At 67.7% G+C, this 25,692-nt stretch carries 23 protein-coding genes and 1 tRNA gene; 12 read left to right on the plus strand and 12 right to left on the minus strand.

Annotated elements, in window-relative coordinates:
- Positions 1-123 precede the first annotated feature (123 nt).
- Positions 124-753 carry a DUF1013 domain-containing protein gene (locus tag PW843_12330; protein ID MDE1147385.1) on the plus strand — a complete coding sequence of 210 codons (630 nt, stop codon included), beginning with the start codon at positions 124-126 and terminating at the stop codon, positions 751-753.
- 230 nt (positions 754-983) lie between these two features.
- On the opposite strand, the gene PW843_12335 is transcribed toward PW843_12330, so the two are convergent.
- The gene (locus PW843_12335) at positions 984-2,072 is read right to left on the minus strand and encodes an alkene reductase (GenBank protein MDE1147386.1); all 1,089 of its coding nucleotides are present in this window, start codon (positions 2,070-2,072) and stop codon (positions 984-986) included.
- 256 nt (positions 2,073-2,328) lie between these two features.
- Between PW843_12335 and PW843_12340 the strand changes: the two genes are divergently transcribed.
- Positions 2,329-2,925: a UbiX family flavin prenyltransferase gene (locus PW843_12340; protein ID MDE1147387.1), complete on the plus strand. Its 597-nt coding sequence runs from the start codon at positions 2,329-2,331 to the stop codon at positions 2,923-2,925.
- Between the two features lie 3 nt (positions 2,926-2,928).
- On the opposite strand, the gene glk is transcribed toward PW843_12340, so the two are convergent.
- Positions 2,929-3,915: a glucokinase gene (gene glk, locus PW843_12345; protein MDE1147388.1), complete on the minus strand. Its 987-nt coding sequence runs from the start codon at positions 3,913-3,915 to the stop codon at positions 2,929-2,931.
- Positions 3,916-4,779: 864 nt separating this feature from the next.
- On the opposite strand from glk, the gene PW843_12350 reads away from it, so the two are divergent.
- Positions 4,780-4,854 (plus strand) — tRNA-Val (locus PW843_12350).
- Positions 4,855-4,967: 113 nt separating this feature from the next.
- Here PW843_12350 and PW843_12355 read toward each other — a convergent pair.
- Positions 4,968-5,720: an enoyl-CoA hydratase-related protein gene (locus PW843_12355; protein MDE1147389.1), complete on the minus strand. Its 753-nt coding sequence runs from the start codon at positions 5,718-5,720 to the stop codon at positions 4,968-4,970.
- A 254-nt stretch (positions 5,721-5,974) separates the two neighbouring features.
- On the opposite strand from PW843_12355, the gene PW843_12360 reads away from it, so the two are divergent.
- From PW843_12360 to PW843_12370, 3 genes are all read left to right on the plus strand, one after another.
- Positions 5,975-6,529, plus strand: a complete 555-nt coding sequence (locus PW843_12360) for a PAS domain-containing protein (GenBank protein ID MDE1147390.1) — start codon at positions 5,975-5,977, stop codon at positions 6,527-6,529.
- The gene (locus PW843_12365) at positions 6,498-7,796 is read left to right on the plus strand and encodes a methyl-accepting chemotaxis protein (protein MDE1147391.1); all 1,299 of its coding nucleotides are present in this window, start codon (positions 6,498-6,500) and stop codon (positions 7,794-7,796) included. The genes PW843_12360 and PW843_12365 overlap by 32 nt, the downstream gene beginning before the upstream one ends.
- Positions 7,797-8,027: 231 nt before the next feature.
- On the plus strand, positions 8,028-8,993 hold the full coding sequence (locus PW843_12370; GenBank protein ID MDE1147392.1) for an RNA polymerase factor sigma-32: 966 nt from the start codon (positions 8,028-8,030) through the stop codon (positions 8,991-8,993).
- A 181-nt stretch (positions 8,994-9,174) separates the two neighbouring features.
- On the opposite strand, the gene ggt is transcribed toward PW843_12370, so the two are convergent.
- The 3 genes from ggt to PW843_12385 all read right to left on the minus strand — a co-directional run bounded on the left by ggt (position 9,175) and on the right by PW843_12385 (position 13,573).
- Positions 9,175-10,998 (minus strand): gamma-glutamyltransferase, encoded by a 1,824-nt coding sequence (gene ggt, locus PW843_12375; GenBank protein MDE1147393.1) that lies wholly within the window; start codon positions 10,996-10,998, stop codon positions 9,175-9,177.
- A 273-nt stretch (positions 10,999-11,271) separates the two neighbouring features.
- Positions 11,272-11,847, minus strand: a complete 576-nt coding sequence (locus PW843_12380) for a cold-shock protein (GenBank protein ID MDE1147394.1) — start codon at positions 11,845-11,847, stop codon at positions 11,272-11,274.
- Positions 11,848-12,139: 292 nt separating this feature from the next.
- Positions 12,140-13,573: a sigma-54 dependent transcriptional regulator gene (locus PW843_12385; GenBank protein MDE1147395.1), complete on the minus strand. Its 1,434-nt coding sequence runs from the start codon at positions 13,571-13,573 to the stop codon at positions 12,140-12,142.
- A gap of 239 nt (positions 13,574-13,812) precedes the next feature.
- Here PW843_12385 and PW843_12390 point away from each other — a divergent pair, with 239 nt between their 5' ends.
- Both PW843_12390 and ykgO read left to right on the plus strand, forming a co-directional pair.
- Positions 13,813-14,805: a methyltransferase domain-containing protein gene (locus tag PW843_12390; GenBank protein MDE1147396.1), complete on the plus strand. Its 993-nt coding sequence runs from the start codon at positions 13,813-13,815 to the stop codon at positions 14,803-14,805.
- A gap of 97 nt (positions 14,806-14,902) precedes the next feature.
- Complete coding sequence (gene ykgO / locus PW843_12395; protein ID MDE1147397.1) at positions 14,903-15,028, plus strand: type B 50S ribosomal protein L36; 126 nt, start codon at positions 14,903-14,905, stop codon at positions 15,026-15,028.
- Positions 15,029-15,132: 104 nt separating this feature from the next.
- Here ykgO and PW843_12400 read toward each other — a convergent pair whose 3' ends face one another.
- Positions 15,133-16,317, minus strand: a complete 1,185-nt coding sequence (locus tag PW843_12400; protein MDE1147398.1) for a benzoate/H(+) symporter BenE family transporter — start codon at positions 16,315-16,317, stop codon at positions 15,133-15,135.
- Positions 16,318-16,393: 76 nt separating this feature from the next.
- On the opposite strand from PW843_12400, the gene PW843_12405 reads away from it, so the two are divergent.
- Positions 16,394-17,077, plus strand: a complete 684-nt coding sequence (locus tag PW843_12405) for a GntR family transcriptional regulator (protein ID MDE1147399.1) — start codon at positions 16,394-16,396, stop codon at positions 17,075-17,077.
- A gap of 57 nt (positions 17,078-17,134) precedes the next feature.
- Here PW843_12405 and PW843_12410 read toward each other — a convergent pair whose 3' ends face one another.
- From PW843_12410 to PW843_12425, 4 genes are all read right to left on the minus strand, one after another.
- Positions 17,135-19,177: a M13 family metallopeptidase gene (locus tag PW843_12410; protein MDE1147400.1), complete on the minus strand. Its 2,043-nt coding sequence runs from the start codon at positions 19,175-19,177 to the stop codon at positions 17,135-17,137.
- A gap of 192 nt (positions 19,178-19,369) precedes the next feature.
- Complete coding sequence (locus PW843_12415) at positions 19,370-21,454, minus strand: M13 family metallopeptidase (GenBank protein MDE1147401.1); 2,085 nt, start codon at positions 21,452-21,454, stop codon at positions 19,370-19,372.
- 174 nt (positions 21,455-21,628) lie between these two features.
- Positions 21,629-22,111, minus strand: a complete 483-nt coding sequence (locus PW843_12420; protein MDE1147402.1) for a TIGR02444 family protein — start codon at positions 22,109-22,111, stop codon at positions 21,629-21,631.
- Complete coding sequence (locus PW843_12425; protein ID MDE1147403.1) at positions 22,089-23,183, minus strand: ATP-dependent 6-phosphofructokinase; 1,095 nt, start codon at positions 23,181-23,183, stop codon at positions 22,089-22,091. Before PW843_12425 ends, PW843_12420 begins: the two co-directional genes overlap by 23 nt.
- A gap of 169 nt (positions 23,184-23,352) precedes the next feature.
- Between PW843_12425 and PW843_12430 the strand changes: the two genes are divergently transcribed.
- The 3 genes from PW843_12430 (at position 23,353) to PW843_12440 (ending at position 25,261) form a co-directional block, all read left to right on the plus strand.
- Positions 23,353-23,553, plus strand: coding sequence for a DUF465 domain-containing protein (locus PW843_12430; GenBank protein ID MDE1147404.1), 201 nt, complete (start codon positions 23,353-23,355; stop codon positions 23,551-23,553).
- Between the two features lie 167 nt (positions 23,554-23,720).
- The gene (purE, locus tag PW843_12435) at positions 23,721-24,185 is read left to right on the plus strand and encodes a 5-(carboxyamino)imidazole ribonucleotide mutase (GenBank protein ID MDE1147405.1); all 465 of its coding nucleotides are present in this window, start codon (positions 23,721-23,723) and stop codon (positions 24,183-24,185) included.
- Positions 24,182-25,261 carry a 5-(carboxyamino)imidazole ribonucleotide synthase gene (locus PW843_12440; GenBank protein ID MDE1147406.1) on the plus strand — a complete coding sequence of 360 codons (1,080 nt, stop codon included), beginning with the start codon at positions 24,182-24,184 and terminating at the stop codon, positions 25,259-25,261. Before purE ends, PW843_12440 begins: the two co-directional genes overlap by 4 nt.
- A gap of 182 nt (positions 25,262-25,443) precedes the next feature.
- Here the strand turns inward: PW843_12440 and PW843_12445 are convergent, their stop codons facing one another.
- A complete protein-coding gene (locus tag PW843_12445) occupies positions 25,444-25,632 on the minus strand; it encodes a DUF4169 family protein (protein MDE1147407.1) in 189 nt (62 codons plus the stop codon).
- Positions 25,633-25,692 lie beyond the last annotated feature (60 nt).

Below are 25,692 nucleotides of genomic sequence, written 5' to 3' on the forward strand. Positions count from 1 at the left end.
TCGTCCGGCTGCGTGGGGCCTTCAGCCCGCGCGACGGGCGAATATTGCTTTTCGCGACCGTATTTGACGGATTTCAGGCGTGTTGGTGGGGAATAGGTTCCCCGCCACGGGTTAGGAGGAAGCATGGCACTGCCCTTGATGCCGAAGGCGACCGCGGTCTGGTTGGTTGAGAACACCGCGCTGTCCTTTGAGCAGATCGCCGAATTCTGCGGCATGCATTCGCTGGAAGTGCAGGCCATCGCCGACGGCGAAGTGGCGATCGGCATGGTCGGGCGCGATCCGGTGGTCAACGGTGAGTTGACCAAGGACGAGATCGAGCGCGGCGAGAAGAACCAGGACGTCAAGCTGCAGATCCGCATCCACGACCTGCCGCAGCCGGTGGCCCGTGCCAAGGGCCCGCGCTACACCCCGGTGACCAAGCGCGGCGACAAGCCCGACGGCATCGCCTGGGTGCTGAAAAGCCACCCGGAACTGTCGGACGCCGCCATCTCGCGCCTGATCGGCACCACCAAGCCGACCATCGCCGCCGTGCGCGACAAGACCCACTGGAACACCAGCAACATCAAGCCGCGCAGCCCCGTGCTGCTGGGCCTGTGCAGCCAGCGTGAGCTGGAGGCCGCCCTGTCCCGCGCCCGCCGCGGCCTGCCCGAGCCGGAGCTGGAGCCCACCACCCTGCTGGAAACCGCCGAGGACCGCGCGCTGGCCGAACAGCAGGCCTACGCCGCGGAACATGAGGAGGAGATCGAGGACTGACCGTCCCGATCTACCATCCGGCAAAACGAAACGGCGGCCCCCGCAAGGAGGCCGCCGTTTCTGTATTTGCACTAAACGCCCCCCTTCAACCCACCGGTACGGGGTTCCGTACCGGTGGTAGCCCGCGACCGCGGGCGCCGGAGATTTACGGGGAGCGTTAGCGGACCGGAAATCGAGGACAAGCCAAAGGCGCGGATGCGCCTGCCGGCGCTTGAGGAAAACGAACAGACTCAGGCCGCACTCGGCCAATCCGTGTAGCCCTTGGCGCCGCCGCCGTAGAACGCCTCCTGCGGGGCCTGGGCCAGGGGGGCGCCGGTCTTCAGGCGGTGCACCAGGTCGGGGTTGGCGATGAAGGGGCGGCCGAAGGCCACCAGGTCGGCCCGGCCCTCGGCGATGGCGCGGGTGGCCAGGGCGGCGTCATAGCCGTTGTTGGCGATGTACTCGCCGCCGAACTTCCGGCGCAGGGCCTGGAAGTCGAAGTCCAGGGCGCCGTTGGGCCCCCGCGTCTGGCCTTCCACGCAGTGCAGGTAGGCCAGGTTCAGTTCGCCCAGTCGTTCGGCCAGGAAGCCGTAGGTGCCGTTGGGGTCGCTGTCCAGCGGGGTGTTGCCCGCCGCCTGGGTGATGGGCGACAGGCGCACGCCGACGCGGTCGGAACCCCACACCCCGGCCACGGCCGCCGCCACCTCCACCGTCAGGCGGGTGCGGTTCTCCACGCTGCCGCCATAGCGGTCGGTGCGGTGGTTGGTGCTGTCGCGGATGAACTGCTCCAGCAGGTAGTTGTTGGCGGAGTGCACCTCCACCCCGTCGAAGCCTGCCGCCTTGGCGTTCTCCGCCGCGCGGACGTAGTCCTGGATGATGCCGGGGATCTCATCCGTCTCCAGCGCGCGGGGCGGGCTGGGCTGGGCGAAGCCGTTCTCGACATAGGTCTCGCCGCCCGCCTGGATGGCGCTGGGCGCCACCGGGGCGGCCCCGCCCTCCTGCAGGCTGGAATGGGAGATGCGACCCACGTGCCACAACTGCATCACGATATGGCCGCCGGCCTGGTGCACGGCGTCCGTCACGGCCTTCCAGGCCGTCACGTGCTCGGGCGCGTAGATGCCGGGGGTGAAGGCATAGCCGCGACCCTGGCGGGAGATGTTGGTGGCCTCGGTGATGATCAGGCCGGCGCTGGCTCGCTGGCGGTAGTACTCCACCGCCAGGGGCGTGTGCACGCCGTCCATGCCGGCGCGGGCGCGGGTCAGGGGGGCCATGGCGATGCGGTTGGCGACGGGGATGGCGCCGATGCGGCCGGGGGTGAAAAGGGCGGGGGTGGTGGACATGTGGCGGACCCATCTGATTGGGGGCTAGGAGCAGGGCCGGGGGCAGCGCCGCGCCGGTCCTCAGCAACATAGGGCCGACCGGGTCCCCTTTTTAGCCCGCGCTTGCGTCTACACCCTTCGCGATTCGTGAATAATGGTGGGGTCGTCCTTTCCGCGGCGCCATTGTCCAAATGCGGCGTTCCCGTACCAGGCGATATCACCCATCTCGGTTATTTCCGGGTGGACGGCATGCCGGCACCAGGGCTAGATCCCAGGCATGACCACCGCCAAACCCCGTCTCATCGTCGGCATCAGCGGCGCCTCCGGCGCCGTCTACGGCATCCGCCTGCTGGAAACGCTGCGCCCGTTGCCCATCGAAACCCACCTGGTGATGAGCCGGTCGGCGGAAATGACCCTGGCGCATGAGACGGACCTGAAACCCGCCCAGGTGCGGGCGCTGGCCGACGTGAACCATGCCGTGGCCGACGTGGGCGCCAGCATCTCCAGCGGCAGCTTCCGCACCCTGGGCATGGTGGTGGCGCCCTGTTCCGTGCGCACGATGAGCGAGATCGCCACCGGTGTCACGTCCAGCCTGCTGACGCGGGCGGCTGACGTGGTGCTGAAGGAGCGGCGCCGCCTGGTGCTGATGGTGCGTGAGACGCCGCTGCACCTGGGCCATCTGCGCACCATGGCCACGCTGGCGGAAATGGGCGCCATCATCACGCCGCCGGTGCCGGCCATGTACACCCGGCCGCAGTCGGTGGACGATCTGATCGATCACACCGTGGGCCGCGTGCTGGACTTGTTCGACATCGACACCGGCCGCGTGCGCCGCTGGGGCGAGGAACCGGCCGGGGATACCGAAGCCGACTGAAGCTCAGCCGTCCAGCTTGGCCGTCAGGCCCAGGAAGGCGGGCAGGGGGTGGGTGACGATGTAGGTCGGCACGGGCCCCAGGTACTCGCGCATGCGGCCCTTTTCCACGAAGCGCTTGCGGAAGCGGCTGTGGGTCAGGAAGGGCAGGATGCGGGGGGCGATGCCGCCGGCGATGTAGACGCCGCCCAGGGCACCGATGGACAGGGCCAGGTTGCCGGCCACGGTGCCCAGCATGCCGCAGAAAAGGTCCAGCGCCTCGACACAGGCGGGGTCGCCGGCGTGCGTGGTGCCGGCCGCCGTGACTTGCGCTGCGGTCAGGCGCTGCGGCTCCTTGCCGTCGGCTAGGCACACCGCCTCATACAGGTTCACCAGGCCGGGGCCGGAGATGACGCGCTCGGCCGAGACGTGGTCGAACTGCTTGCGCAGCACGGCCAGTATCAGGGACTCGCGGTCGTTGATGGGGGCCATGGTGACGTGGCCGCCCTCGGTCGCCAGCGCGCTCCAGCCCGGCTGGCCGTTGCTGCGCTTGCGCGGCACCAAGGCGGAAACGCCCAGGCCGCTGCCAGCACCCAGGACGGCGATGGGGGCATCGGCCTTGGGCGCGCCCTCACCCACCTGCACGCGGTCGTCGGGGCCCAGCGTCGGGATGGACAGGGCCACGGCGGTGAAGTCGTTGAGGACCTCCAGCCGGTCCAGCGCCAGGGAGCGGCGCACGCCGGCGATGGAGAATTCCCAGGGCAGGTTGGTCATGCGGATGCGATCGCCCGTCACCGGGCCCGCCAGCGCGATGGCGGCCTGCTTGGGCCGCGCGCCCGGCGCCTCCAGCGCCAGATAGGCCTCCGCCGCCGCTTCCAGCGAGGGATAGTCGGCGCAGGGCAGGATGCGCACGCCGGAGATGTTGACCGGATGGCCGTCGCGGTCACTGGATTCGGAGAGGGCGAACCGGGCGTTGGTGCCGCCGATATCCGCCAAGAGCGAGAGGCCCTGCATGGTGACCGCCTTCCTTTAACCCGTTTCCTTCCCGACTCAACGATCACCCGGCCGCTTGGTTCAAGGACCGGGGAGGTCTGTCCCCTTATTAAAGAGGGGGACATGCCTCGATGGAAAGCCCGGTGGGGCGCTTTCCATACCCGTCTTAGACCGTGGCGGAGACAGCGCTGTCAATATCGTTGGTGTAAGAAAACAGGGGCAGGGGCACCCCGGACGATGTAACGCAATTACATGAGTTTTCGTTGAATCAATGTGTTGCGTCGCACAACGGTTGGGGTAAGCCGTTGAGGGAGCGCTTCCTCCAATGAACTGATTAATCAAGATTCTTTGGCTAAAACGCATTTTCCGCTTGATCAACCGGGGTCGGATCGGCATATTGTGCAGTGCGACATGGCCGCGATTGTGGTTCTGTCGTAACGCACTTCTTGGGCGTTTCCTCCCTAAACTCAAGGCCGCGCCGTTTGGCGCGGCCTTCTTTATTTCCGGGGTTGGAACAGCCCTGGAACCCCGTTCCAGGATGGGGCCGGCCGATGATTCGGCGCCGGGCCGACCGGGGTGAACCCCGCGGCCTTTGCAAAATCCCAGGTGACGTAAACTGCATTTCCAGGTGCCCCTTTATCGAAGGGCGCTGATGGCGCGTGCGCGGGATGGCTCCGCCCTCACGTGCGCGCATTTACGGGCCCATGAAGGCGATAGCGTCCATGGCAAGACTGCCGCTGGAATCGCCCCCCCCGCGCGGTACCCGGAAAAATTTCGGATTGATGAAACAGAAGGGTTGCCAGCCACGGTGGGCGGTGCTAAACACCCGCCCACGCCGATGCCCTGGTTCGCCAGGCCCCGCAAAAATCGGTGGATTTGAAGGATGGGCGCGTAGCTCAGCGGGAGAGCACTACCTTGACATGGTAGGGGTCACAGGTTCAATCCCTGTCGCGCCCACCATCCTTCCCCCAGAAGTCATTGATGTTTTAGGGCTGGCGTTCTGCCGGCCCTTTTCGTATGCGCGGTCGCCGGCCGCGCGGCGCCATGCCGCGCGGGGCTGCCACATGTGGTCCTCAGCCTTTGGACTTGGACAGGAAGGCCTGGAAGGCGGCGCGCGCCTCCGGGCTGGACAGCGCCTGGGCGAACAGGGCCGCCTCCTTGGCGATGGTCTCCAGCACCTGGGGTGTGTCGTGGCGCATCAGGGCCTTGGTCTGGGCCATGGCGTTGCGCGGCTTGGCGGCCAGCGCCTTGGCCTTGGCGGCGGCGTGGGCGTACAGCGTTTCCGTGGGCACCACGGCGTTGATCAGGCCGGCGGCCTCCGCCGCGTCGGCGGTCAACGCCTCCCCCAGCATCAGCATGGCGGCGGCGCGCGGGTGGCCCATCAGGCGGGCGGCCAGCACGCTGGATCCCGCCTCCGGCACCAGGCCCAGGCTGACGAAGGGCATGGCGAAATGGGCGGTGGGGGCGGCATAGACCAGGTCGCAATGCATCAGCAGGGTGGTGCCGATGCCCACCGCGTGCCCCTCCACCGCCGCGACGATGGGTTTGGGGAAGGTGACCAGGGTGCGCAGGAAACGCATCACCGGGTTGTCGGCGCCCAGTGCCGGGGTGGCCAGGAAATCCGCCAGGTCGTTGCCGGCGGTGAAGCTGCCGCCTTCGCCCTGGATGACCACGGCGCCGATGGTCTCATCACCGGCGGCACCCGCCAGCGCGTCGGCCAGGGCCGTGTACATGGCGCCGGTCAGGGCGTTGCGCTTTTCCGGCCGGTTCAACACCAGGGTGCGCACCCCGCTTCCATCCTCCACCAGGACCGCCGCGTGACTCATCTTGTACCCTCCCGTTATCGCCCCGGCCGAGGTGCGGACACCCCTGGGGTTAGTGATTGCTTATCCGATGATGCTGCCGCAGCCATGGGTTGGCATCAAGGCCGGCGGCGGGCCCCGTCACCAAATCTTATAAAATTATCAAAAAGTTCGATGATTCAGCCGTTTGCCGTCTGAACCACCCATGATCCAAATCAATTCCCGGCCTGTGCGACAGGTATATGCCTGATGGAAGAAATCAGGAGAGAAACAATCCCATGTCCATGCCCAGGGCGGCTTTCCCTTCCCCAAACAGGGCGCTTACCGGCGTCGAGCGCCGCTTCGGCGATGATGAGGTCATCGTCACCAAGTCCGACCTGAAGGGGCGCATCACCTACGCCAACCGAACCTTCCTGACCGTCTCGGGATACACGGAGCGAGAGGCGCTGGGCGCGCCGCACAGCATCCTGCGCCATCCCGGCATGCCGCGCAGCGCCTTCCACCTGATGTGGCGGATGATCGGCGAGGGGCGGGAATTCTTCGGTTACGTGCTGAACCGGGCCAAGCATGGCGACCATTACTGGGTCTTCGCCCATGTCACGCCCAGCTTCGGCGCCGGGGGGGAGATCACCGGCTATCACTCCAACCGGCGGGCGCCCGACGCGCGCGTCATCGCGGAGTCGGTGGCGCCACTGTACCGCCACCTGGTGGAGGAAGAGGCGCGGCAGGCCAGCCTGTCGGCTGCCATCGCCGCCGGCACCGCCCTGCTGGACCGCACGCTTACGGAATTGGAGACGGACTATGACCGCTACATGTTCTCTCTGCAAGGCTAAGGCGGCGGCGCTGGGCGCCCTGGTCGCGCTCGCAGCCGCCGTGTGGATGCGGCCGTCAGCGGGCATCCATCATGGCATCGTGCTTGCCGCCGCGCTGCTGGTGCTGTCGGCCCTGTGGCAGCTGCGCCGGCTGGTGGCCGAGATGGCGCGGGCCCGTACGGTGCTGGAGGCGCTGGCCGCCGGCGATTTCGAGCGTCGGGTGGTGGGTGTGCGCGAGCGGGGGCCGGTGGGCGCCCTGCAGAACGCGGTGAACGACGCCGCCGACCGGGCGGACGCCTTCGTCCGCGAGGCGCAGGCCGCCCTGCAGGCCGTGACCCGGCGCCAGGATTATCGCCGCGTCATCGAGAAAGGCATGCCCGGCACCTACCGCCAGGCGGCCCAGGCCATCAACGCCGCCACCGCCGCCATGGGCGCCAAGGCCACGGCCTTCCGCGCCACCACCGAGCGGTTCGAGGCCGGCATGCGCGCCGTGGGCCAGGGACTGGCCCAGGCCGCAGGCCATGTGCAGGAGGCCGCGCACGACATGTCCCGCGCCGCCGATGTCACCCAGGACCAGTCGCTGATGGTCGCGGGTTCCGCCCAGCAGGCCAGCGGCAACGTCCAGATGGTGGCGGCGGCGACGGAGGAGCTGACGGTGTCCATCGCCGAGATCGGGCAGCAGGTGGACCGCTCCACCACCATTGCCGGCCAGGCGGTGCGCCGCACCGGCGACACCACGCGCCAGGTGGCGGGGCTGGCGGACGCCGCCGCCCGAATCGACGCCATGGTGGGCCTGATCACCGGCATCGCCAGCCAGACCAACCTGCTGGCCCTGAATGCCACCATCGAGGCGGCGAGGGCGGGCGAGGCGGGCAAGGGCTTCGCCGTCGTGGCGCACGAGGTGAAGGGCCTGGCGGACCAGACGGCCCGTGCGACGGAGGATATCCGCACCCTGGTCGGCACCATCCACAGCGCCACCCAGGCGGCGGTGGGTTCGATGACCGACGTTTCCCGCGTCATCGACGACGTCAACGCCATCACCGTGTCCATCGCGTCGGCCATGGAACAGCAGCGCGCCGCCACGGCGGAGATCGCCCGCAACGTGGACCAGGCGGCGCAGGGGGCGGCCGACGTCTCCACCCGCATGGGCTCGGTCAACGACAGCGCCAGCCGCGCCGGCACCGCCGCCGGACGTCTGCTGACGGCGGCTGACGATCTTTCGCGCCAGTCGGACGCGGTGAACGGCAACCTGAATGCTTTCCTCACCGCCCTGCGTGAGGTGGTTTAAGCCAAATTCGTGTGATGGGACGCGGGCTTGCGCCATGTGCGGTTGATGGAACAATGCGGCAAGGGGGGTGTTGGATACGTCGTTCACTTGTTCAAGGCTGTTAACCCAATCTTTAGAGGTCCCGGCAAAATATCGGAGTGTGGTGTTGGGGACGGCGACAGGGCCGGTCCGGAAAACCACGTCGGATCCGGTGCCGCGGGCGGCCCCGGACATACTGAAAGGGGACGGGCGATGGGTTCATTCTCTTCCGATTCGGTTGATCTGCTGCGGGCCTATACTGCCCAGGCCAACCGCTACCCCATGCTTTCCCCCGAACGCGAACTCGACCTGGCGTTACGCTGGGCGAACGCCCAGGACCAGCGCGCCGCCGATGAGCTGGTGCACAGCCACATGCGCCTGGCCATCAAGATCGCTTCACGCTATGCCCGCTCCGGTCTGCCGGTGGGTGACCTGGTGTCGGAAGCCAACATCGGCCTGGTGAAGGCGGTGCAGCGCTTCGACCCGTCGCGCGGCTTCCGCCTGGCGACCTACGCCCTGTGGTGGATCCGGGCGGAGGTGCAATCCTATGTCCTGCACAACTGGTCCATGCTGAAGGGTGGCAACACGGCGGCCCTGAAGCGCCTGTTCTTCAACCTGCGTCAGGCCCAGCGCCGCCTGGGCGTCCACGACCGCATGATGACGGACGAGGAGGCGGAACGCATCGCCACCGAAATGTCCGCCACGGTGGAGGAGGTGCGGGAGATGGAGCACCGCTTCGCCACCCCCATCGCCTCCCTCAACGTCACCATGGGTGATGAGGGGGACCAGGAGGCCATGGACCTGCTGGCCGACGACAGCGAATCGGTGGAGGTCATGCTGGCCGACGGCAGTGAACTGCGTCAGCGCAAGGGCCTGATGATGGACGCGCTGAAATCTCTGGGCGACCGCGAGCGGCACATCTTCATCTCGCGCAACCTGGCGGAAGAGCCGGTGACCCTGGAATGCCTGGCGCAACACTACGGCGTCAGCAAGGAACGCATCCGCCAGATCGAGACCGGTGCCTACAGCAAGGTGGCGCGGTGCGTGCGGCGCGCGGCGGAAGGCGGCACCACCGCCGCCCCCATCCTGCCCATGGCGGCCAAGCGCGCCAAGTCCGGCGTCGGCCGGGTGCCCAACGCCCACGACCTGATGGTCCAGGCGGCACGCTCGGCCGCCTGAGGCCCAAGGGCCTCAGGCTTGTTTGTTGTCCTCAGGCGCCGGCGGGGCATCCGCCCCTTGGCTGTCCTCGATTTCCAGTCCGCCTGCGGCTCCCCGGAAATCTCCGGCGGCCGCAGTTGCGGCCTAGCCCAGTTCCAGGTGGAACTGGGCCTCGGCGCCTGTCGGCAGGCATCAGTTTTCTTCAATCCCCCGCTGCCAGGCCCTCGCGCCTGGGGTCCACGCCGCCTTGCAGGCCGGTGGCCGTGCGTTTGATGACGTGCAGGCCGCTGGGCATGGACTTCAGTTCCACCGTCTGGCCCAGTGCCTCCAGCCCCGCCTTCAGCGGCGGGGCCCAGGGGCCGCTCTCCAGGGCCGTGGTGCCGTTGCGGTTGACGATGCGTGGCAGGCTGACGGCCGCCTGCGCATCCAGGCCCCAATCCAGGGCGGCGATGATGGTTTCCGCGACATAGCCGATGATGGCCGGCCCGCCGGGGGAGCCCACCACCAGCACCGGTTTGCCCGCCTGATCGAAGACGATGGTGGGCGCCATGGAAGACCGGGGCCGCTTGCCTGGCGCCACGGCGTTGGCCACCGGCAGCCCCGTGCCCGCCGCCGTGGGGATGAAGGAGAAGTCGGTCAGCTGGTTGTTCAGCACATAACCATCGACCGCCATGCCCGATCCGAAGGCGAACTCCACCGAGGTGGTGAAGGACACGGACATGCCGTCCTTGTCCATCAACGACATGTGCGAGGTGGAGGGGATGTCCGCCTGCCAGCCGGGCCCGTAGAGCGCGCCTTGCTTCTGCGGCGGGGTGCCGGCTGCCACCGGGCCCTGGGCCGCGTGCGCGGGATCGATCTGGCGGGCGCGGTCGGCCAGGTATTCCCGGTCCAGCAGGCCCTTGGTGGGTACCTTTATGAAGGCCGGGTCGCCGACATACAGGTCGCGGTCGGCATAGGCCAGGCGGCTGGCCTCCACCATCAGGTGCCAGGCGGTGGGTGAGCCCTGACCCAGGCCCTTCATGTCGAAATGTTCCAGCAGGCCCAGCATCTCCAGGATGGCGATGCCGCCGGAGCTGCTGGGCCCCATGCTGCACACCTTCCACTGGCGGTAAGGCGCACACAGGGGTTCGCGATCCTCGACCTGGTAGGCGGCCAGGTCCTGGTCGGTGACCAGGGCCGGCGCGTCTCGTGCCGGCGTGGGCAGCAGGGCACCGTCGGCCAGATGCCGGGTCAGGTCGTGGCCCAGCGCGCCATGGTAGAAGGCGTCGGCCCCCTGGGCCGCCAGTACTTCCATGGTGTGCGCCAGGGCGGGGTTGCGGAAGGTCTCCCCCGCCTGCAGGGGCGTCAGCACGCCGTCGGGCCCCTTGTGGAAGAACAGGGCCACCATGTCGGGCCTGTCTTTCAGCAGGGGCGTCAGCTGGGTCAGCAGCAGCGACAGGCGCGGGGTGACGGTGAAGCCGTCGCGGGCCAGGCGGATGGCGGGCTGGAACAGCGTGGCCCAGGGCAGCTTGCCGAAGCGGCGATGGGCGTCGGCCAGCAGGGCCGGGATGCCCGGCGTGCCCACGGCGCGGCCCCCATCGAAGGCGCGCATCAGGGGCATGGGTTTGCCGTCCGGGCCCAGGAAGCGGTCGGCTTTCGCGCCGGCCGGCGCCGTCTCCCGCCCATCCAGGGAGATCAACGCCTTCGCCGCCGGGTCCCAGATCATCATGTATCCGCCGCCGCCCAGGCCGGACGATTGCGGCTCCACCAGGCCCAGCACCAGTTGCACGGCGATGGCGGCATCCACGGCACTGCCGCCTTGGCGCAGCATCTCATGCCCGGCCTCCACCGCCAGCGGATTGGCGGCCACCACCATGTCGGACTTGGCCTCCACCAGCGGTCGCGGATTGAACGGCGAGGCCAGTTCCGGATCCGGCATCTGCGCGCCGGCCATGCCGGGCAAAACCAGCGCACCGGCCAGCAGCAGGGCGGCCAGGGGGCGACGGAACGGGCGGGCGGGGGCGTGCTGCCAGGCGGGGTTGTGCATGCCTGACAATGGCATGGCCTGGAACGGGTGAGAACCGCATTGGGCGAGACGCGCGGGCGATGCGAACGCGCTGTCAACAAGAGGGACCGCTACCAAAACAAAACGCGCCGCCCGATGTGGACGGCGCGTTCCGTGTCTCCGGCCCGCAAATAAAGCTCCCCAACGCCAGCGTCATGAACGCCAGCGGGTCGAGGACAGATCCCCATCAGGAAAACAGGAAATCCGGCGCCGGGGTGCCCGGCGCCGTCAATCCCGTTCTACCGATCAGGTGGATCAGAGGACTTCCACGCGATTGGCCTGCGGACCCTTCTGACCCATGCTGGTCGTCAGGCGCACCCGCTGCTCCGGCGCCAGGGCGCGGACGCCCGAACGCTCAAGCGCGGTGATGTGGACGAACACGTCCTTCCCACCGCCATCGGGGGTCACAAAGCCAAAGCCCTTGTCGGCGCTGTAGAACTTCACAGTGCCTTCGATGGTTTCGGTCGGGCCGCTGCTGCTGCTGCTGCTGCCGCCCTGGTCCCAGCCACCAGCGGAGCGACGGGGCGCCGGGCCACCGAAGCTGTCGCGACGGCCAGCGCCGGCCGGGGCCGCCGTGGACTCGTCAACGCTGTGGATGGCGGCGACCTGCGGGCCCTTCTGGCCCTGCGACAGGTCGCAAGTGATGGTGGTGCCGTCAGCCAGGCTGTCATGGCCGAAGGCCTGCACGACCGAGGCGTGCAGGAAGGCGTCCGGCGACCCGTCGGACAGGGTCACGAAGCCGAAGCCTTTCGTGGGATTGTACCACTTGACGGTGGCGTTGACGCCCCGGCGGGTGATCTGCGGGCTCTGCGGAGAACGGCGCTCATACATGTGATTTGAACTCAACGTAGTCGATAAAGTGACTTGGCCGGGGGCACCGGTCGCAAGGACGGACCCGCCGCGCATCCCTCCCAAGCCGGACTTGGGTGCGCAGGAATTCCTCCTGTCTTTGAGCTTATACCTAAAAAAATGTAACTGCACCAGCCATGCGATGCCGTTCCATCAAGTCGTTTCAGGGGTAGGGGGGCGATGGTGGCGGCAATTGCGCCATCAACCTGCATTTGCCGCAATAACGTGTAGCAATGGTGATCTCAGGCCCCCAAATGTGGGGTTTTCATTTTGATCAGCCCGTTATCTTGATTTTCCATTGCTGAAGCTTGCGATAGATCGTCGATGGACTGATCTCCAACAACGCGGCGGCACGCGGCACGTCGTCGCCGGTGGCCGCAAGCGCACGTTGAATCGCCTGCTTCTCCAGCTGCCATAAAGGTTTGATTTCCCCCGCCTCATCGTGGGCAGCGGCGGGGGGCGTCGGAATGGGCGCGAAAACGGGGGCCGTCGTGGCCGTCGCCAGGGGCCCCCGCACCGGGGGAACGGCGGTGCGCAAGGCTTCCGGCAGCATGGCCAGGGTCAGCGCCGGCCCGTTGTTCAGCACCACGGCGTTACGCAGCACGTTTTGCAACTGCCGGACGTTGCCGGGGAAGTCATAGGCCGCCAGCGCCGATTCGGCATCGGCATCCAGGCGTTGAAAGCCCTTGCCCTCCTCCTGCGCCATGTCCGTCAGGAAATGGCGGGCGATCAGGCAAATGTCGCCGTTCCGCTCCCGCAAGGGGGGCAGGTGGATGGGCACCACATGCAGCCGGTAGTACAAGTCCTCGCGGAATCGCCCGGCCGCCACCTCGGCCAGCGGGTCGCGGTTGGTGGCGGAGATGAAACGCACGTCCACCTTCTCCACCTGCGTGCCGCCCACCGGCTGGAAGGTGCCGGTCTGGACGAAGCGCAGGATCTTGGCCTGCAGCTCCGCCGGCATCTCGCATACCTCGTCCAGGAACAGGGTGCCGCCGTCGGCCTGCCGGGCGGCACCCGCCCGGTCGCCGGCCGCCCCGGTGAAGGCGCCCTTCACATGGCCGAAGATCTCGCTTTCCAGCAGATCCTTGGGGATGGCGGCGCAGTTGATGGCCACGAAGGGCTGGGTGCGGCGGGGGCTGCACCGGTGGATGGCGTCGGCCGCCAGCTCCTTGCCGGTGCCGCTTTCCCCCGTCAGGAAGACGCTGGCGCGGCTGGGCGCCACGCTTTCGATCAGGCGGTAGACGGTCTGCATCGGCGCCGATGCGCCCACGAAGGCGTGGAAGCTGCCGCGGTCCAGTTCGCGGCGGTAATGGGCCACGATTCGGGTCAGGCGCCGCCGCTCCAGCGCGTTGCGCACGGTCACGATCAGGCGGGCGGCGGTAAAGGGCTTCACTAGGAAATCGAAGGCGCCGTCGCGCATCGCCGCCACCGCCACACTGATGGAGCCGTGGGCCGTCACCACGATGACGGGCAGCTCGGGATGGGCCTCGTGCGTGGCGCGCAGCACCTCCAGCCCGTCCATGTCCGGCAGCTTCAGGTCCAGGACCAGGGCGCCGGGCGGCCGGGCGCGCAGGCTGGCCAGCGCCTGCGTGCCGGTTTCCTGGTGCTCCACCTCATAGCCCTCGGTGCTCAGATATTCGGTGTAGACGCGGGCCAGCGGCACCGTGTCCTCCACCAGCAGCACCCGATTCAGGTCCGACTCGGTCATGGGCCAATCCGGTGTTGGGCGGCGGTGTGGCGGAAGGGGGTGGCACAAGATACGCAGGGCATTGGAATCGTGTCGTATTGGACGGACGGAAGCAATGTCCCGAACGGGCTGGGCGGGCTTCTTCGCGGTTGGACGGCATCACTTGGCCGCACGCGCGATTCAGCATGGGCATTTCAACCGCCGCGCAATGTCTGTACAATATGTTTCCGCATTAATGTTCCACGGGGCTGGTTGTACGCATGGCTGCCCACCAGGGCTCAAAGGGGGCGGCGCTGCCGCAGGCGACCATCAAGGACAGGTTCGTCGCCTGGTGGGAAGGGTACGATCTGGCGACCCTGCTGAGCCGTCGTCCGCGCGGCGAGGATGACCCCGACGGTCATGGCGGCGGTGGCTATGGCGGCCAGGCCCACGGCCCCGGCTCCACGGCGGAGCAGCGCGCCGGCATGAACCGTGCCGGCAAGCCCCTGTGGACCGCCACCCGGGTGCAGGTGGCGGAAAAGATCTGGGGCGACGGTTACGCCACCCCCGGCGGCAACGACCACATTCCCACCCTGGTGAAACCCCTGGGCCTGAACCCGGCCATGAGCGTGCTGGACCTGGCCGCCGGCCTGGGCGGGTCCACCCGCGCCATGGCGGCGCAGTTCGGCGCCTGGGTGACGGGGCTGGAGGCCAATCCCGTGCTGGCCGAGGCCGGCATGTTCCGCTCGCACAAGGCGGGCCTGGCGCGCCAGGCGCCCGTCCAGCAGTTCGATCCGGAGACCTTCACCTGGCCCAAGCGCGTCGACGCGGTGTTCGCCAAGGAAGGTTTCTACACCGTGCGCAACAAGGACGGGCTGCTGGACGCCATCGAGGCGGCGCTGAAGCCGCGCGGCCATTTCCTGTTCACCGACTACGTCCTGGACAAGGCCAAAGCCAGCGGCCCGGTCTTCAAGGGCTGGCTGGAACATGAACCGGTGGAACCGCACCCCTGGACCATCGAGCAGTACGCCCAGGGCCTGCAGCAGCGGAACCTGGACATCCGCATCACCGAGGACATCTCCGACCTGCAGCGCAGCCTGATCCTGACCGCCATCCAGAGCCTGGTGAACCACCTGGAACAGCACAGCATGGACCACGCCACCAAGGTCGCGGTGGTGGAGGAGGTGGAGCTGTGGGCCCGCCGGGTGGCGGTGCTGGATGCCGGTGTTCGGCTCTATCGCTATTACGTTCTGAAGCCGGCGGATATCAGCTGATCACTTTTACGATATGACTCAGGTTGACAGTCGGCCCCGCCCTTACTATTTTCCCGGCCTCCGTCCGTGATCCCATCCAAGTGCCCGAGTCCAAATCATGAAGATCGTGAACTCCCTGAAGTCGATGAAGACCCGCCACAAGGCTTGCCGCGTTATTCGCCGCAAGGGTCGCGTGTACGTCATCAATAAGCAGAACCCGCGCTTCAAGGCCCGTCAGGGCTGATTGAGCGTCTATCTGCCCGATAGCCGGCTCGCCGGCCATCGGACTAAAAACCGCGCCCCGTCAGAGGCGCGGTTTTTCGTTTTGGCGTTTTGTGGCACTGCGCTTCATTTTGGCCGCTTTCCGCTGTTTTCCAGCAGCAGGAGAAGGCTGCCCGCGGCCAGGCCCCAGAAGGCCGCGCCCACGCCGAAGGGGGCGATTCCCGATGCCGTGGTGACGAAGGTGACGATGGCGGCCAGGCGGTGCCGGTCATCCGCCAGCGCGCCGTGCAGCGACGCCGCCAGGCTGCCCAGCAGGGCCAGGCCGGCCACCGCCTGGATCAGCAGGGGCGGTGACGCCGTGATGAAGGCGGCGGCGAATCCGGCGAACAGGCCCAGCACGATATAGGTGGCCCCCGCCGCGATGGCGGCCAGATAGCGTCGCGCGGGATCGGCCCCGGCCTCCGGCCCGGCACACAGCGCTGCGGTGATGGCCGACAGGTTGATGCCGTGCCCGCCCAGGGCAGCGATGGCCATGGTGCCCATCCCCGTCGAGACGAACGACGCGCCCACCGGCGCCTCATAACCATTGGTGCGCAGCACGGCCAGGCCCGGCACGTTCTGCGACGCCATGGTGACGATGAACAGCGGGATGGCGATGCCTGCCGCCGGCAGCAGGTTCCACACCGGTGCGGTAAGGACGGGGTGGGGCAGGGCCAGCGCGCCGGCGGGAATCGGCGTCGTGGCGCCCACGATGGCCACCGTCACCAGCACGGCGATGGGCACGGCGTAGCGCCGCGCGAATCGCCAGCCCAGCGCCCAGGCCGCCACGATGGGCAGGGCCAGCGTCGGCAACTGGGCCACCGCCTGGACCGGCGCCAGGCAAATTTCCATCAGGATGCCGCCCAGCATGGCGCTGGCGATGGGCAGGGGAATCGCCGCCACCGCCCGGCCCAGCGGGCGCCACAGGCCGGCCGCGGCGATCAGCGCCCCGGTCAGCAGGAAGGCGGTGACCGCCACGCCGAATCCGCCGTGCGGCACGCCCAGCCCCATCAGCAGGGCCGCCCCCGGCGTCGACCAGACGATGCTGATGGGCTGGCGCGTCCGCAGGCTGAGCCCGATGCCCACAGCCCCTTGGACCACGCACAGCACCAGCAGGCCGGACGCTGCCTGCGCCGGGCTGGCGCCCACCCCGGCCAGGCCTTGCAGGATGATGGCGAAGGTGCTGGCGAATCCGACCACCGCGGCCAGCACGCCCGCCGTCAGCGGCTGAAACCGGTCGCGGGACGGTGGGGGCGGGGCTGGGTCGCGCATCGGCCGGATCCTGGAAGGGGTGACAAGCGACTCCAGTGATGTCATGAATTGGATCCAATCGCCAAATGGATATTGGATGTCCGATCTTTCCGACCTCGACGCCCTGATCGCGCAAAGCGGCGGGCGCCACCGCACCGCCACCCAGTTCGTGGAGGCGACCCTACGTGTTGCCATCCTGTCCGGCCGGCTGCCCGGCGGTACCCCCCTGCGGCAGGAGGATCTGGCGGCGGCCTTCGGCGTCAGCCGCATGCCGGTGCGCGAGGCCCTGCGCCAGCTGGAGTCGCAGGCCCTGCTGGATTTCCAGCCGCACAAGGGGGCGGTGGTGACGGAGATTTCGGCGGCCGACGCCGCCGACACCTACGCCATCCGCCAGGCGCTGGAACCGGCGGCCCTGGCCCTGTCCATCCCCCACCTGACGGAGGTCGACTTCCAGCGCGCCGAGGATCTGATCGCCGAGATCGATAATGAACCAGACCCGGGTCGCATGGGCGAACTGAACCGCCGCTTCCACATGACGCTGTATGGTGCCGCCGGCCATCCCAAGCTGCTGGCCCTGACGGAAGGGCAACTGGCTTCCTTCGACCGTTACCTGCGCTTCCACCTGGCGGCCCACGGTTCCGACCACATGTCCCAGGACGAACACCGCGCCCTGCTGGCGGCGTGCCGTGATCGCGATGTCGAGCGGGCGGTGGCGGTGGTGCGCCAGCATCTGGCCACAGCCGCCGAGGCCCTCGCCGCCTTCTTCGCCAGCCGGGCATGAAAAAACCCCGCCGAATCGCTTCGGCGGGGCTCTCTCATTCAGCACTTGGGAACAGGATCACCAGACCTTGCAGGCCTTGTCGCCGCGGTTCATCGGCGTGCCGGCCTTGCAGTTGAAGGCTTGGGCGAACGCCGCGTTGTTGGAGACGACGCCGTTGACCCGATACTCGGACAGGGCATGCACGTCGGTGACGGCCAGGTTGCGGCGTTCGTCATCCCGTTCGTTGCTGCACCACACCTGGGCATAGCCCAGGAAGAACTTCTGTTCCTCCGTGAACTTCCCATCCTTGGCCGGCTTCTTGCCCTTCAGCGTGGCTTGCAGGGCCTTCAGCGCGATGGCGTGGCCGCCGTTGTCGGCCAGGTTCTCACCCAGGCTGGCCTGGCCGTTCAGGTGCACGTCGTCGATGGCGACGAAGCCGTTGTACTCATCCACCACGCATTGGGCGCGGGTCTTGAACTTCGCCGCGTCCTCTGCCGTCCACCAATCCTTCAGGTTGCCGTCCTTGTCGTACTGGCGGCCCTGGTCGTCGAAGCCGTGGGTCATCTCATGGCCGATGACGGCACCGATGGCGCCGTAGTTGATGGCGTCGTCGGCACCCGCGAAATAGAAGGGCGGCTGCAGGATGCCGGCCGGGAAGTTGATGTCGTTCTCGGTCGGGTCGTAATAGGCGTTCACGGTCGGCGGGCTCATCAGCCATTCCGTCCGGTCGTGCGGCTTGCCGATCTTGGCCAACTGGCGCGCTGTCTCGAACGTGTTGGCGCGCTGGGCGTTGCCCACCAGATCGTCCTTCGTCACCACCAGCTTGGAATAGTCGCGCCATTTGTCGGGATAGCCGATCTTGTCGAAGATCGTATCCAGCTTCTCATGCGCGCGCTTCTTGGTCTCGGCACTCATCCAGTCCAGCTGGTCGATATCGACCGAATATGCCGCCTTCAGGTTCTTGACCATGGCCAGCATCTTCTTCTTCTGTTCGGGTCCGAAGGCGGCCTTCACATAGTACTTGCCCAGATCCTCGCCCAGGGCGTTGTCGGCATCGGCGACGCAGCGCTTCCAGCGCGGCAGGTTCTGCTCCGTGCCGCGCAGTTTCTTGCTGAAGAAGTTGAAGCGTTCGTCGACGAAGGCCTGCGACAGGCGGGACGAATAGGTGTGCGCCACCGCCCACGACAGGTAGGTCTTCACATCGTCCAGCGACGCGCCAGCCAGCACCCCTTGCAGGGCCTTGAAGAAGTCCGGCTCCTGCACGTTTAGGGTGGCGAAGGCGGGGGCCTTGGTCGCCGTGAAATAGGCGGCCCAGTCGAAGCCGGGAACCAGGGTGGACAGCGTGCCCACCTTTTCCTTGTGGTTGGTCTGCTGCGGGTCGTTGAGGTCGGCCAGGCTGAGCGAGGCTTTGGCCAATGCCGTCTCGAGGCCCATCACCACCTTGGCTTTGGCGTCGGCCACCGCCGGGGCATCGCCCAGCAACTGGAAGGTGTGCGACACGTGCGCCACGTAGGCCTGGCGAATGTCGTCGAATTTCGCGCCTTCACGGATGTAGTAATCGCGATTCGACATGGCGACACCGCCCTGGGCGACGACGGCGATGTCCTGGCGCGCATCCTCGAAATCCGTCTGGGCGCCAAAACCGAAGAACACGTCCACGCCGTCGGCGTGCAGCGCCGCCGTCAGCGCCGGCAACTGGTCCTTGGACGTGAGCGCCTTCACCTGGTCCAGCAGCGGCTGGATGGGGGCGGCCCCCTTGGCGTCGGCCGCCCTCTCATCCATGCAGGCGGCGTAATAGTTGCCCACGCGCTGGTTGTCGGCGTTGGGATGGGCGATCACATCCTCCAGCGCCGTCTTCAGGATGGTCTGGTTGCGCTCATGCAGGGCGTTGAAGCTGCCCCAGCGCGACTGGTCGGCCGGGATGGGGTTGGCCTTCTTCCACGGCCCGCAGGCGTACATGTAGAAGTTCTGGCAAGGGTCGACCGACTCGTCCACCTGGGGCAGGGGCTCGGCCGCGGGCTTCGCCGTTTCCGCCTGGGCGATTTGCGGCAGGGCCAGCAGCGCCGTGGCCAGCGCGATCGGCGCCGCCCGGTTCAGGATGCCCGTGGTCAACTTGCTCATGAGGCCTTATCTCCACCTTGCGACTTTAGGGTTCCGCCGGCTTCATCGGCACGTGGCCTAACCCTAACTTGTGTTTATAATAAGATATACGCGCTTAAGGGGTTATCCCCTAAATCGGCGATATTCTCAACCTTTCTTGAAATGAGAAGGGGCGCCGGTTTCATTCCGGCGCCCCCGTCAGTGCTCTCCGCCTTACCAGACGCGGCAGGCCTTATCGCCCGCCACCATCTTGTCAGTGGGCTTGCAGTGGAACGCCTCCGCGAACTCCGTCATGTTCGACAGTGTGTCGTTGACCCGGTACTCACCCAGGGAATGCGGATCGGTCTGGGCCTGCAGGCGCCGGTATTCCGGCCGCGCCTCGCCGCACCATACCTGGGCGAAGCCGTAGAAGAAGCGCTGGGCCGGCGACAGCCCGCCGACCTTCTCATCCCTCTTGCCCTGGGCCGTCAGGCGTTCCATCAGCGCACGATAGGCGACACGGATGCCGCCGTTGTCGGCGGTGTTCTCGCCCAGCTTCAGCTTGCCGTTCTCCTTCACGTCGCCGTCGGCGACGTTGTTGCTGTACTGGTCCACCAGGCACTGGGCGCGGGTCTTGAACTTCTCCGCGTCCTCGACCGTCCACCAATCCTTCAGATTGCCGTCGCCGTCGAACTTGCGGCCCTGGTCGTCGAAGCCGTGGCTGATCTCATGCCCGATGACCACGCCGATGGCGCCGTAGTTCACCGCGTCGTCGGCCGCGTCATTGAAGAAGGGCGGCTGCAGGATGCCGGCCGGGAAGTTGATGTCGTTGTGGGTGGACGAGTAATAGGCGTTCACCGTCGGTGGGGTCATGCCCCACTCACCCTTGTCCACCGGCTTGCCGATCTTGCCCAGATCGTAGTGGAACTCGAACCCTTCGGCCCGCAGGGCGTTACCCAGGGCGTCGCCGCGCTCGACCTTCAGCGCGCTGTAATCGCGCCACTTGTCGGGGTAGCCGATCTTGGACGTGAAGGCCGCCAGCTTGGCGTGGGCCTTGGCCTGGGTCTCCGCACTCATCCACGTCAGGGTGGGGAAGGTCTCATCCAGCGACTTGCGGATGTCGGCCACCAGCTGCTGCATGCGGGCCTTCTTCTCCGGCCCGAAGGCGCGGGCCACGAAGTACTTGCCCAGATCCTCGCCCAGGGCCACGTCGGTGGCGGCGACACAGCGCTTCCACCGCGGCTTCATCTCCTTGGCGCCGCGCATGGTGCGATCAAAGAAGTTGAAGTTCTCCTGCACGAAGGCGTCGGGCAGCCAGGTGGCGTAGGCCGACAGCGTGCGCCAGGTCAGGTAGGTCTTGATGTCGTCCAGGCTCAGGGTCTGGATCAGCTGGCTTTCCCGCTTCATGAAGTCGGGGTTGCTGACGTTCAGGGTGGCCGGCGGCTTGATGCCGGCGGCATGGACGTAGGTCGTCCAGTTCACCGCCGGGTCCAGCGCCTGCAACTCCGCGAAAGTCTTGATGTGGTAGCGGTTCTCAGGCTCGCGCATCGCCGTGCGGTCCAGCGAGGCGTCGGCCAGCTGCGTCTCGATGCGCATCACAGTCGCCGCCTTGGCGGCGGCGGTCGCGGCCGGCACGCCCGCCAGTTCCATCATCTTCTGGATGTGGGCGACGTAGGCCGCGCGCTGCTGCTTGGACTTCTCATCGTCCTTGAAATAGTAGGTCTTGTCCGGCAGGCCCATGCCGCCCTGGTAGACGCCGGCGATGACCTGGGTCGCGTCCTTGTAGTCCTGCTGCTGGCCCACGCGGTGGAAGGCGTTGACGCCCGCGATGTGCAGGTCGATCAGCAGGGCGGTCAGGCCCTTCTTGCTTTTCAGGCCGGTGATGCGGCCCAGCAGCGGTTGCAGCGGCGCCAGGCCGCGCGATTCGATGCCGGCCTCGTCCATGCAGGCGGCGTAGAAATCCGCCACCCGGGCGCTTTCCGGCGTGGGGTGGGCCGCCAGCTTGTCCAGTTCATCATGCAGCAGGGCCAGGTTGTCGTCGGCCAGCTTGTTGAACGTGCCCCAGCGCGACTGGTCGGCGGGGATGGGGTTGGCCTTGTTCCAGACGCTGCACGCGTGCAGGAAGAAGTTCTCGCACGGGCTGATGTCGTTATCCACCACCGGCAGGCCGGGGGCCGCGGGGCCGCTGGCGGGACCGGCCGCCACGGGTGCTGGCGGCGGGGCGGGGGCCTTGGTGTCGGTGGATTGGCAGCCGGCCAGGCCGGCGGCGATCAAGGTGGCCAGTGCGGCCGATGCGGTTAGGCTGCGTACCCCGGACATTGGCGGACCATCGTCTGTTGTTGTCGTTCGTCTCCGGATGCCCTGCGTTGTCCGGCCGCCCGCTGCCCACGGAATGCCGCGCCGGTCCCCCGGTTGGTCAAAAAGGTCGTCACCCCTCAAAATGAAGCGGGGACGAAAGATTTGATGGGCGACCCTATCATAGGGGCCGGGATGTCAGGAAAGCGCCTTATGTAACCGCTCTGTAACGGCGCGCGCCGTGGGCGGCAAAAGCCGCGCCAGATTGTCGCGCAGGGCGTCGTTGTTGGCCCGGCCCGGGTGTGGCCAGTCCTCCGCCAGGTGTTCCAGGGCCGCCATGTACTGGCGCTCGGCCTCCAGCTCCGCCTGCTTGACGGCCTGGTACAGGGTGCCCGCCCCGGCGTCCCCCAGGCTGGTCATGTCCTTCAGCGCGCGCCGCGCCCGGCGCAGGGGCTGGATCACCGGCGCCCGCCAGGCGGTGGCCAACGCCTCGGCCCGGGTCATGTCGCCATTGGTCAGACGGTATCCCCGCGATGCCGCCCAGGCGGCCCACAGCAGCAGGGGCACATCGGCGCCCAGGGTGTCCTGCGCCTCCAGGCACAGGGGTGCCACCCCCGGCCGGGCGTACAGAGCCAGCGCGTGGGGCCACAGGCCGCCGTCAGGCCGCGGGTTCGCCGACATAGATGCCCAAGCCCCGCGCCGTGCGCACCAGCGTTCCGTCCACCTCCACCGCGGCATAGCCCTGGATGGCGTCAGCGATGGGGACATCGATGACCTTGCGGTTGGACCAGGCCACCATGCGGTCGAACTTGCCGGCGGCGATCAAATCCACCGCGTGCACGCCGAAGGCCGAGGCGATCAGCCGGTCGCGCGCGTTGGGCGACCCGCCGCGCTGCACATGGCCCAATACGGTGACGCGCGTTTCCGCCCCCGTCGCCTCCGCGATCAGGTGGCCGACGTAGTTGCCGATGCCGCCATAGCGTTTCTGGCCGTCGGCGAACTCCTGCCGCGCCTTGCCGCCGCCGGTCATGCTCACCGCCTCCGACACCACCACCAGGGCGAAGTTGCGACCCTGGGCGCGGATCTGGCGGATGCGGTTGGCCATGCCCTCCACCGTCCAGGGAATCTCCGGCAGCAGGATGACGTCGGCCCCGCCGGCGACACCGGCCGCCAGCGCGATGTGGCCGGCGTCGCGGCCCATGACCTCCAGCACCATGACGCGGGCGTGGCTGGCGGCGGTGGGCTGCAGGCGGTCCAGCGCCTCCGTCGCCACGGCCACGGCGGTGTCATAGCCTACCGACACCTCGGTCAGGCCCAGATCGTTGTCGATGGTCTTGGGAATGCCCACCAGGTTCAGGCCACCCTCCTGCGCCAGGCGCCGCAGGATGGCCAGGCTGCCGTCGCCGCCGATGCCGATCAGCGCGTCCAGCCCCAGCTCGCGATAGCCGGCGATGATCTCTTCCGCCCGGTTCTTCTTGCTGCCGTCCGGCATGGGATAGGCGAAGGGGTCGCCCTTGTTGGTGGTGCCCAGGATGGTGCCGCCCTGGCGCAGGACGTTGCCGTCCAATTGTGACGGCAGCAGCACCCGGTGGCGCACCGGCCGGTCCAGCAGGCCGTGGGTGCCTTCCTCAATGCCCAGCACCTGCCAGTTATAGGTGGTGACGGCGCGGGTGGTGACGGCGCGCAGGGCGGCGTTCAGGCCGGCACAGTCGCCGCCGCTGGTCAGGATGCCGATACGCTTGCCGCTGCTCATCCCCAGGCTCCCCGCTTTGGGTCCATCTCATGGGCCCTGAGGTCTGAGTTTGAGGAAAACCCGCCCTGCCCGCAATCGCCGAAAGATCTGCCGAAAGGCAGCACCCTCCGCCGTGGATTTCTGGTATAGATCGCCGACGATCGAGACTGGTGAACACTAAAAGGCACGGATGACTGAGCAACACACCCTGAAGGAGAAGCTGGCCACGCTTCGGGTGGAGCATCGTGACCTGGATGACGTGATCACCCGCCTGACCGACCAGTTCCCGGTCGATCAGCTGCAGATCCAGCGCTTGAAGAAGCGCAAGCTGCTGCTGAAGGATTTGATCGCGCGCCTGGAAAGCCAGCTGCTGCCCGACATCATCGCCTGATGACTTCTTGAACCCGTGCCTGCCCCCTGCCGGGGCTGGGCGGGCATGCGGCGGTCGCACTTGCGCGCGGCCCGGCGATTCCTATAATCCGCCGCTTCCTTTTATCCCGGGGGGAGCGAGAACCGGTGAGCCAGAACCCTGAAAGCGCGCCGCTGGTCGGCATCATCATGGGCAGCCAGTCCGACTGGGCGACCATGCGCCACGGTGCCGCCGTGCTTGAGGAATTGGGCGTCCCGTTCGAGACGCGCATCGTCTCCGCCCACCGCACCCCCCATCGCCTGGTCGACTACGCCACCAATGCCCGCGACCGTGGCCTGAAGGTCATCATCGCCGGTGCCGGCGGGGCCGCCCACCTGCCGGGAATGGCGGCCGCCATGACGCCGTTGCCGGTGTTCGGCGTGCCGGTTGAAAGCCACGCGCTGAAGGGTATGGATAGCCTGCTGTCCATCGCGCAGATGCCGGGCGGCATCCCGGTGGGCACGCTGGCCATCGGCAAGGCCGGCGCCATCAACGCCGCCCTGCTGGCCGCCGCCGTCCTGGCCCTGAACGACAAGCGCCTGGCCGACGCGCTGGACGCCTGGCGCGCCGCCCAGACGGCCCGCGTGGCCCTGGAACCCCAGGACGAGGCATGACCAACACCGCGTTCAAGGTGGTGCCCCCGGGCTCGACCATCGGCATGCTGGGCAACGGCCAACTGGGTCGCATGACGGCGCTGGCCGCCGCTAACCTGGGCTATCGCACCCACACCTTCGGGCCGGACCGGGACAGCCCCTGCGCCCAGGTGGCCGCCGCCGAGACCCTGGCCGCCTTCGACGACTGGGCGGCCCTTGAGGCCTTCGCCCGGTCGGTCGACGTGGTGACGCTGGAGTGGGAGAACATTCCCACGACCACCATCGATTTCCTGGCCGCCCGCGTGCCCACCTTCCCGGGATCGGGCGTGTTGGCCGTGGCGCAGGACCGGCTGGCGGAAAAGACCTTCGCCAACCGGCTGGGCATCGGCACCGCCCCCTTCCGGGCGGTAAATGACGTGGCGTCCCTGCGCGCCGCCATCGCCGACCTGGGCACGCCCTCCATCCTGAAATCCACCCGCCTGGGGTATGACGGCAAGGGCCAGGTGCGCCTGAACGCCGACACCGATCCGGCGCAGGCCTGGGCCGAACTGGCCACCACCGATGCCGTGCTGGAAGGTTTCGTCACCTTCGCCTGTGAGGTGTCGGTGATCGTGGCGCGCCGCGCCGACGGTGTCATGACCGCGTTCCCGCCGGTGGAAAACCGCCACGCCAAGGGCATCCTGGACGAAACCCTGGTGCCGGCCGCCGTGGACGCCGCCGTCGTGACGGCGGCCACCCGCATCGCCCGCACCCTGACGGAAGCGTTGGGCGTGGTGGGCCTGCTGGCGGTGGAGATGTTCGTGACGCCCGATGGCCAGGTGCTGGTGAACGAGGTGGCGCCCCGGCCCCACAATTCCGGTCACTGGACCATGGATTTCTGTGCCACCAGCCAGTTCGAACAGTTCGTGCGCGCGGTCTGCGGCCTGCCGTTGGGCAGCACCGACATCATCGCCCCGTGCATGATGAAGAACCTGATCGGCGATGACGTCGACCAATGGCCGGATCTGCTGGCCGAACCTGGCGCCCGCCTGCACCTCTACGGCAAGGCGGAGGCCCGTCCGGGCCGCAAGATGGGACATGTCAATCGCCCGCGTTGACGTTGACGCGGGCGGGGTGGGCGGCTGTTTGGTGCGCCCTCAGGCGCCGGGCGCCGGCATCCGCCGGCTTGGCTATCCCCCCTTTCCGGGTTCACTACGTTTCCCAGAAAGGTCCGGCGGCCACGGTCGTGGCCTTGTCGCTTCGCTCCGGGGCGATGGTTTGGGCGGGCCTGTGTCGGCGCCTATTCCTCGGCGTCGGGCTCCAGCCGCTTGCCATCGATGTCCGCCGTCTGGCGGTCCTGGCGTGTCTGGTCGGCCGTGCGCTCGGCCTTGGTGCGGCCATGGACCACGCGGTTCTCGGCCGCCTTGGCCTCCCGCTCTTCCTTGGCCTTCTGCTTGCGGAACCGGTTCAGGTTGACTACGTCGCCCACGGCCGTTTTCCCTTCAGTCGTTCGCGGCACCCGGGCGTCGGCATCCTACAGGGATACCTT

The organism is Azospirillaceae bacterium, from assembly GCA_028283825.1.
Taxonomy (GTDB): domain Bacteria; phylum Pseudomonadota; class Alphaproteobacteria; order Azospirillales; family Azospirillaceae; genus Nitrospirillum.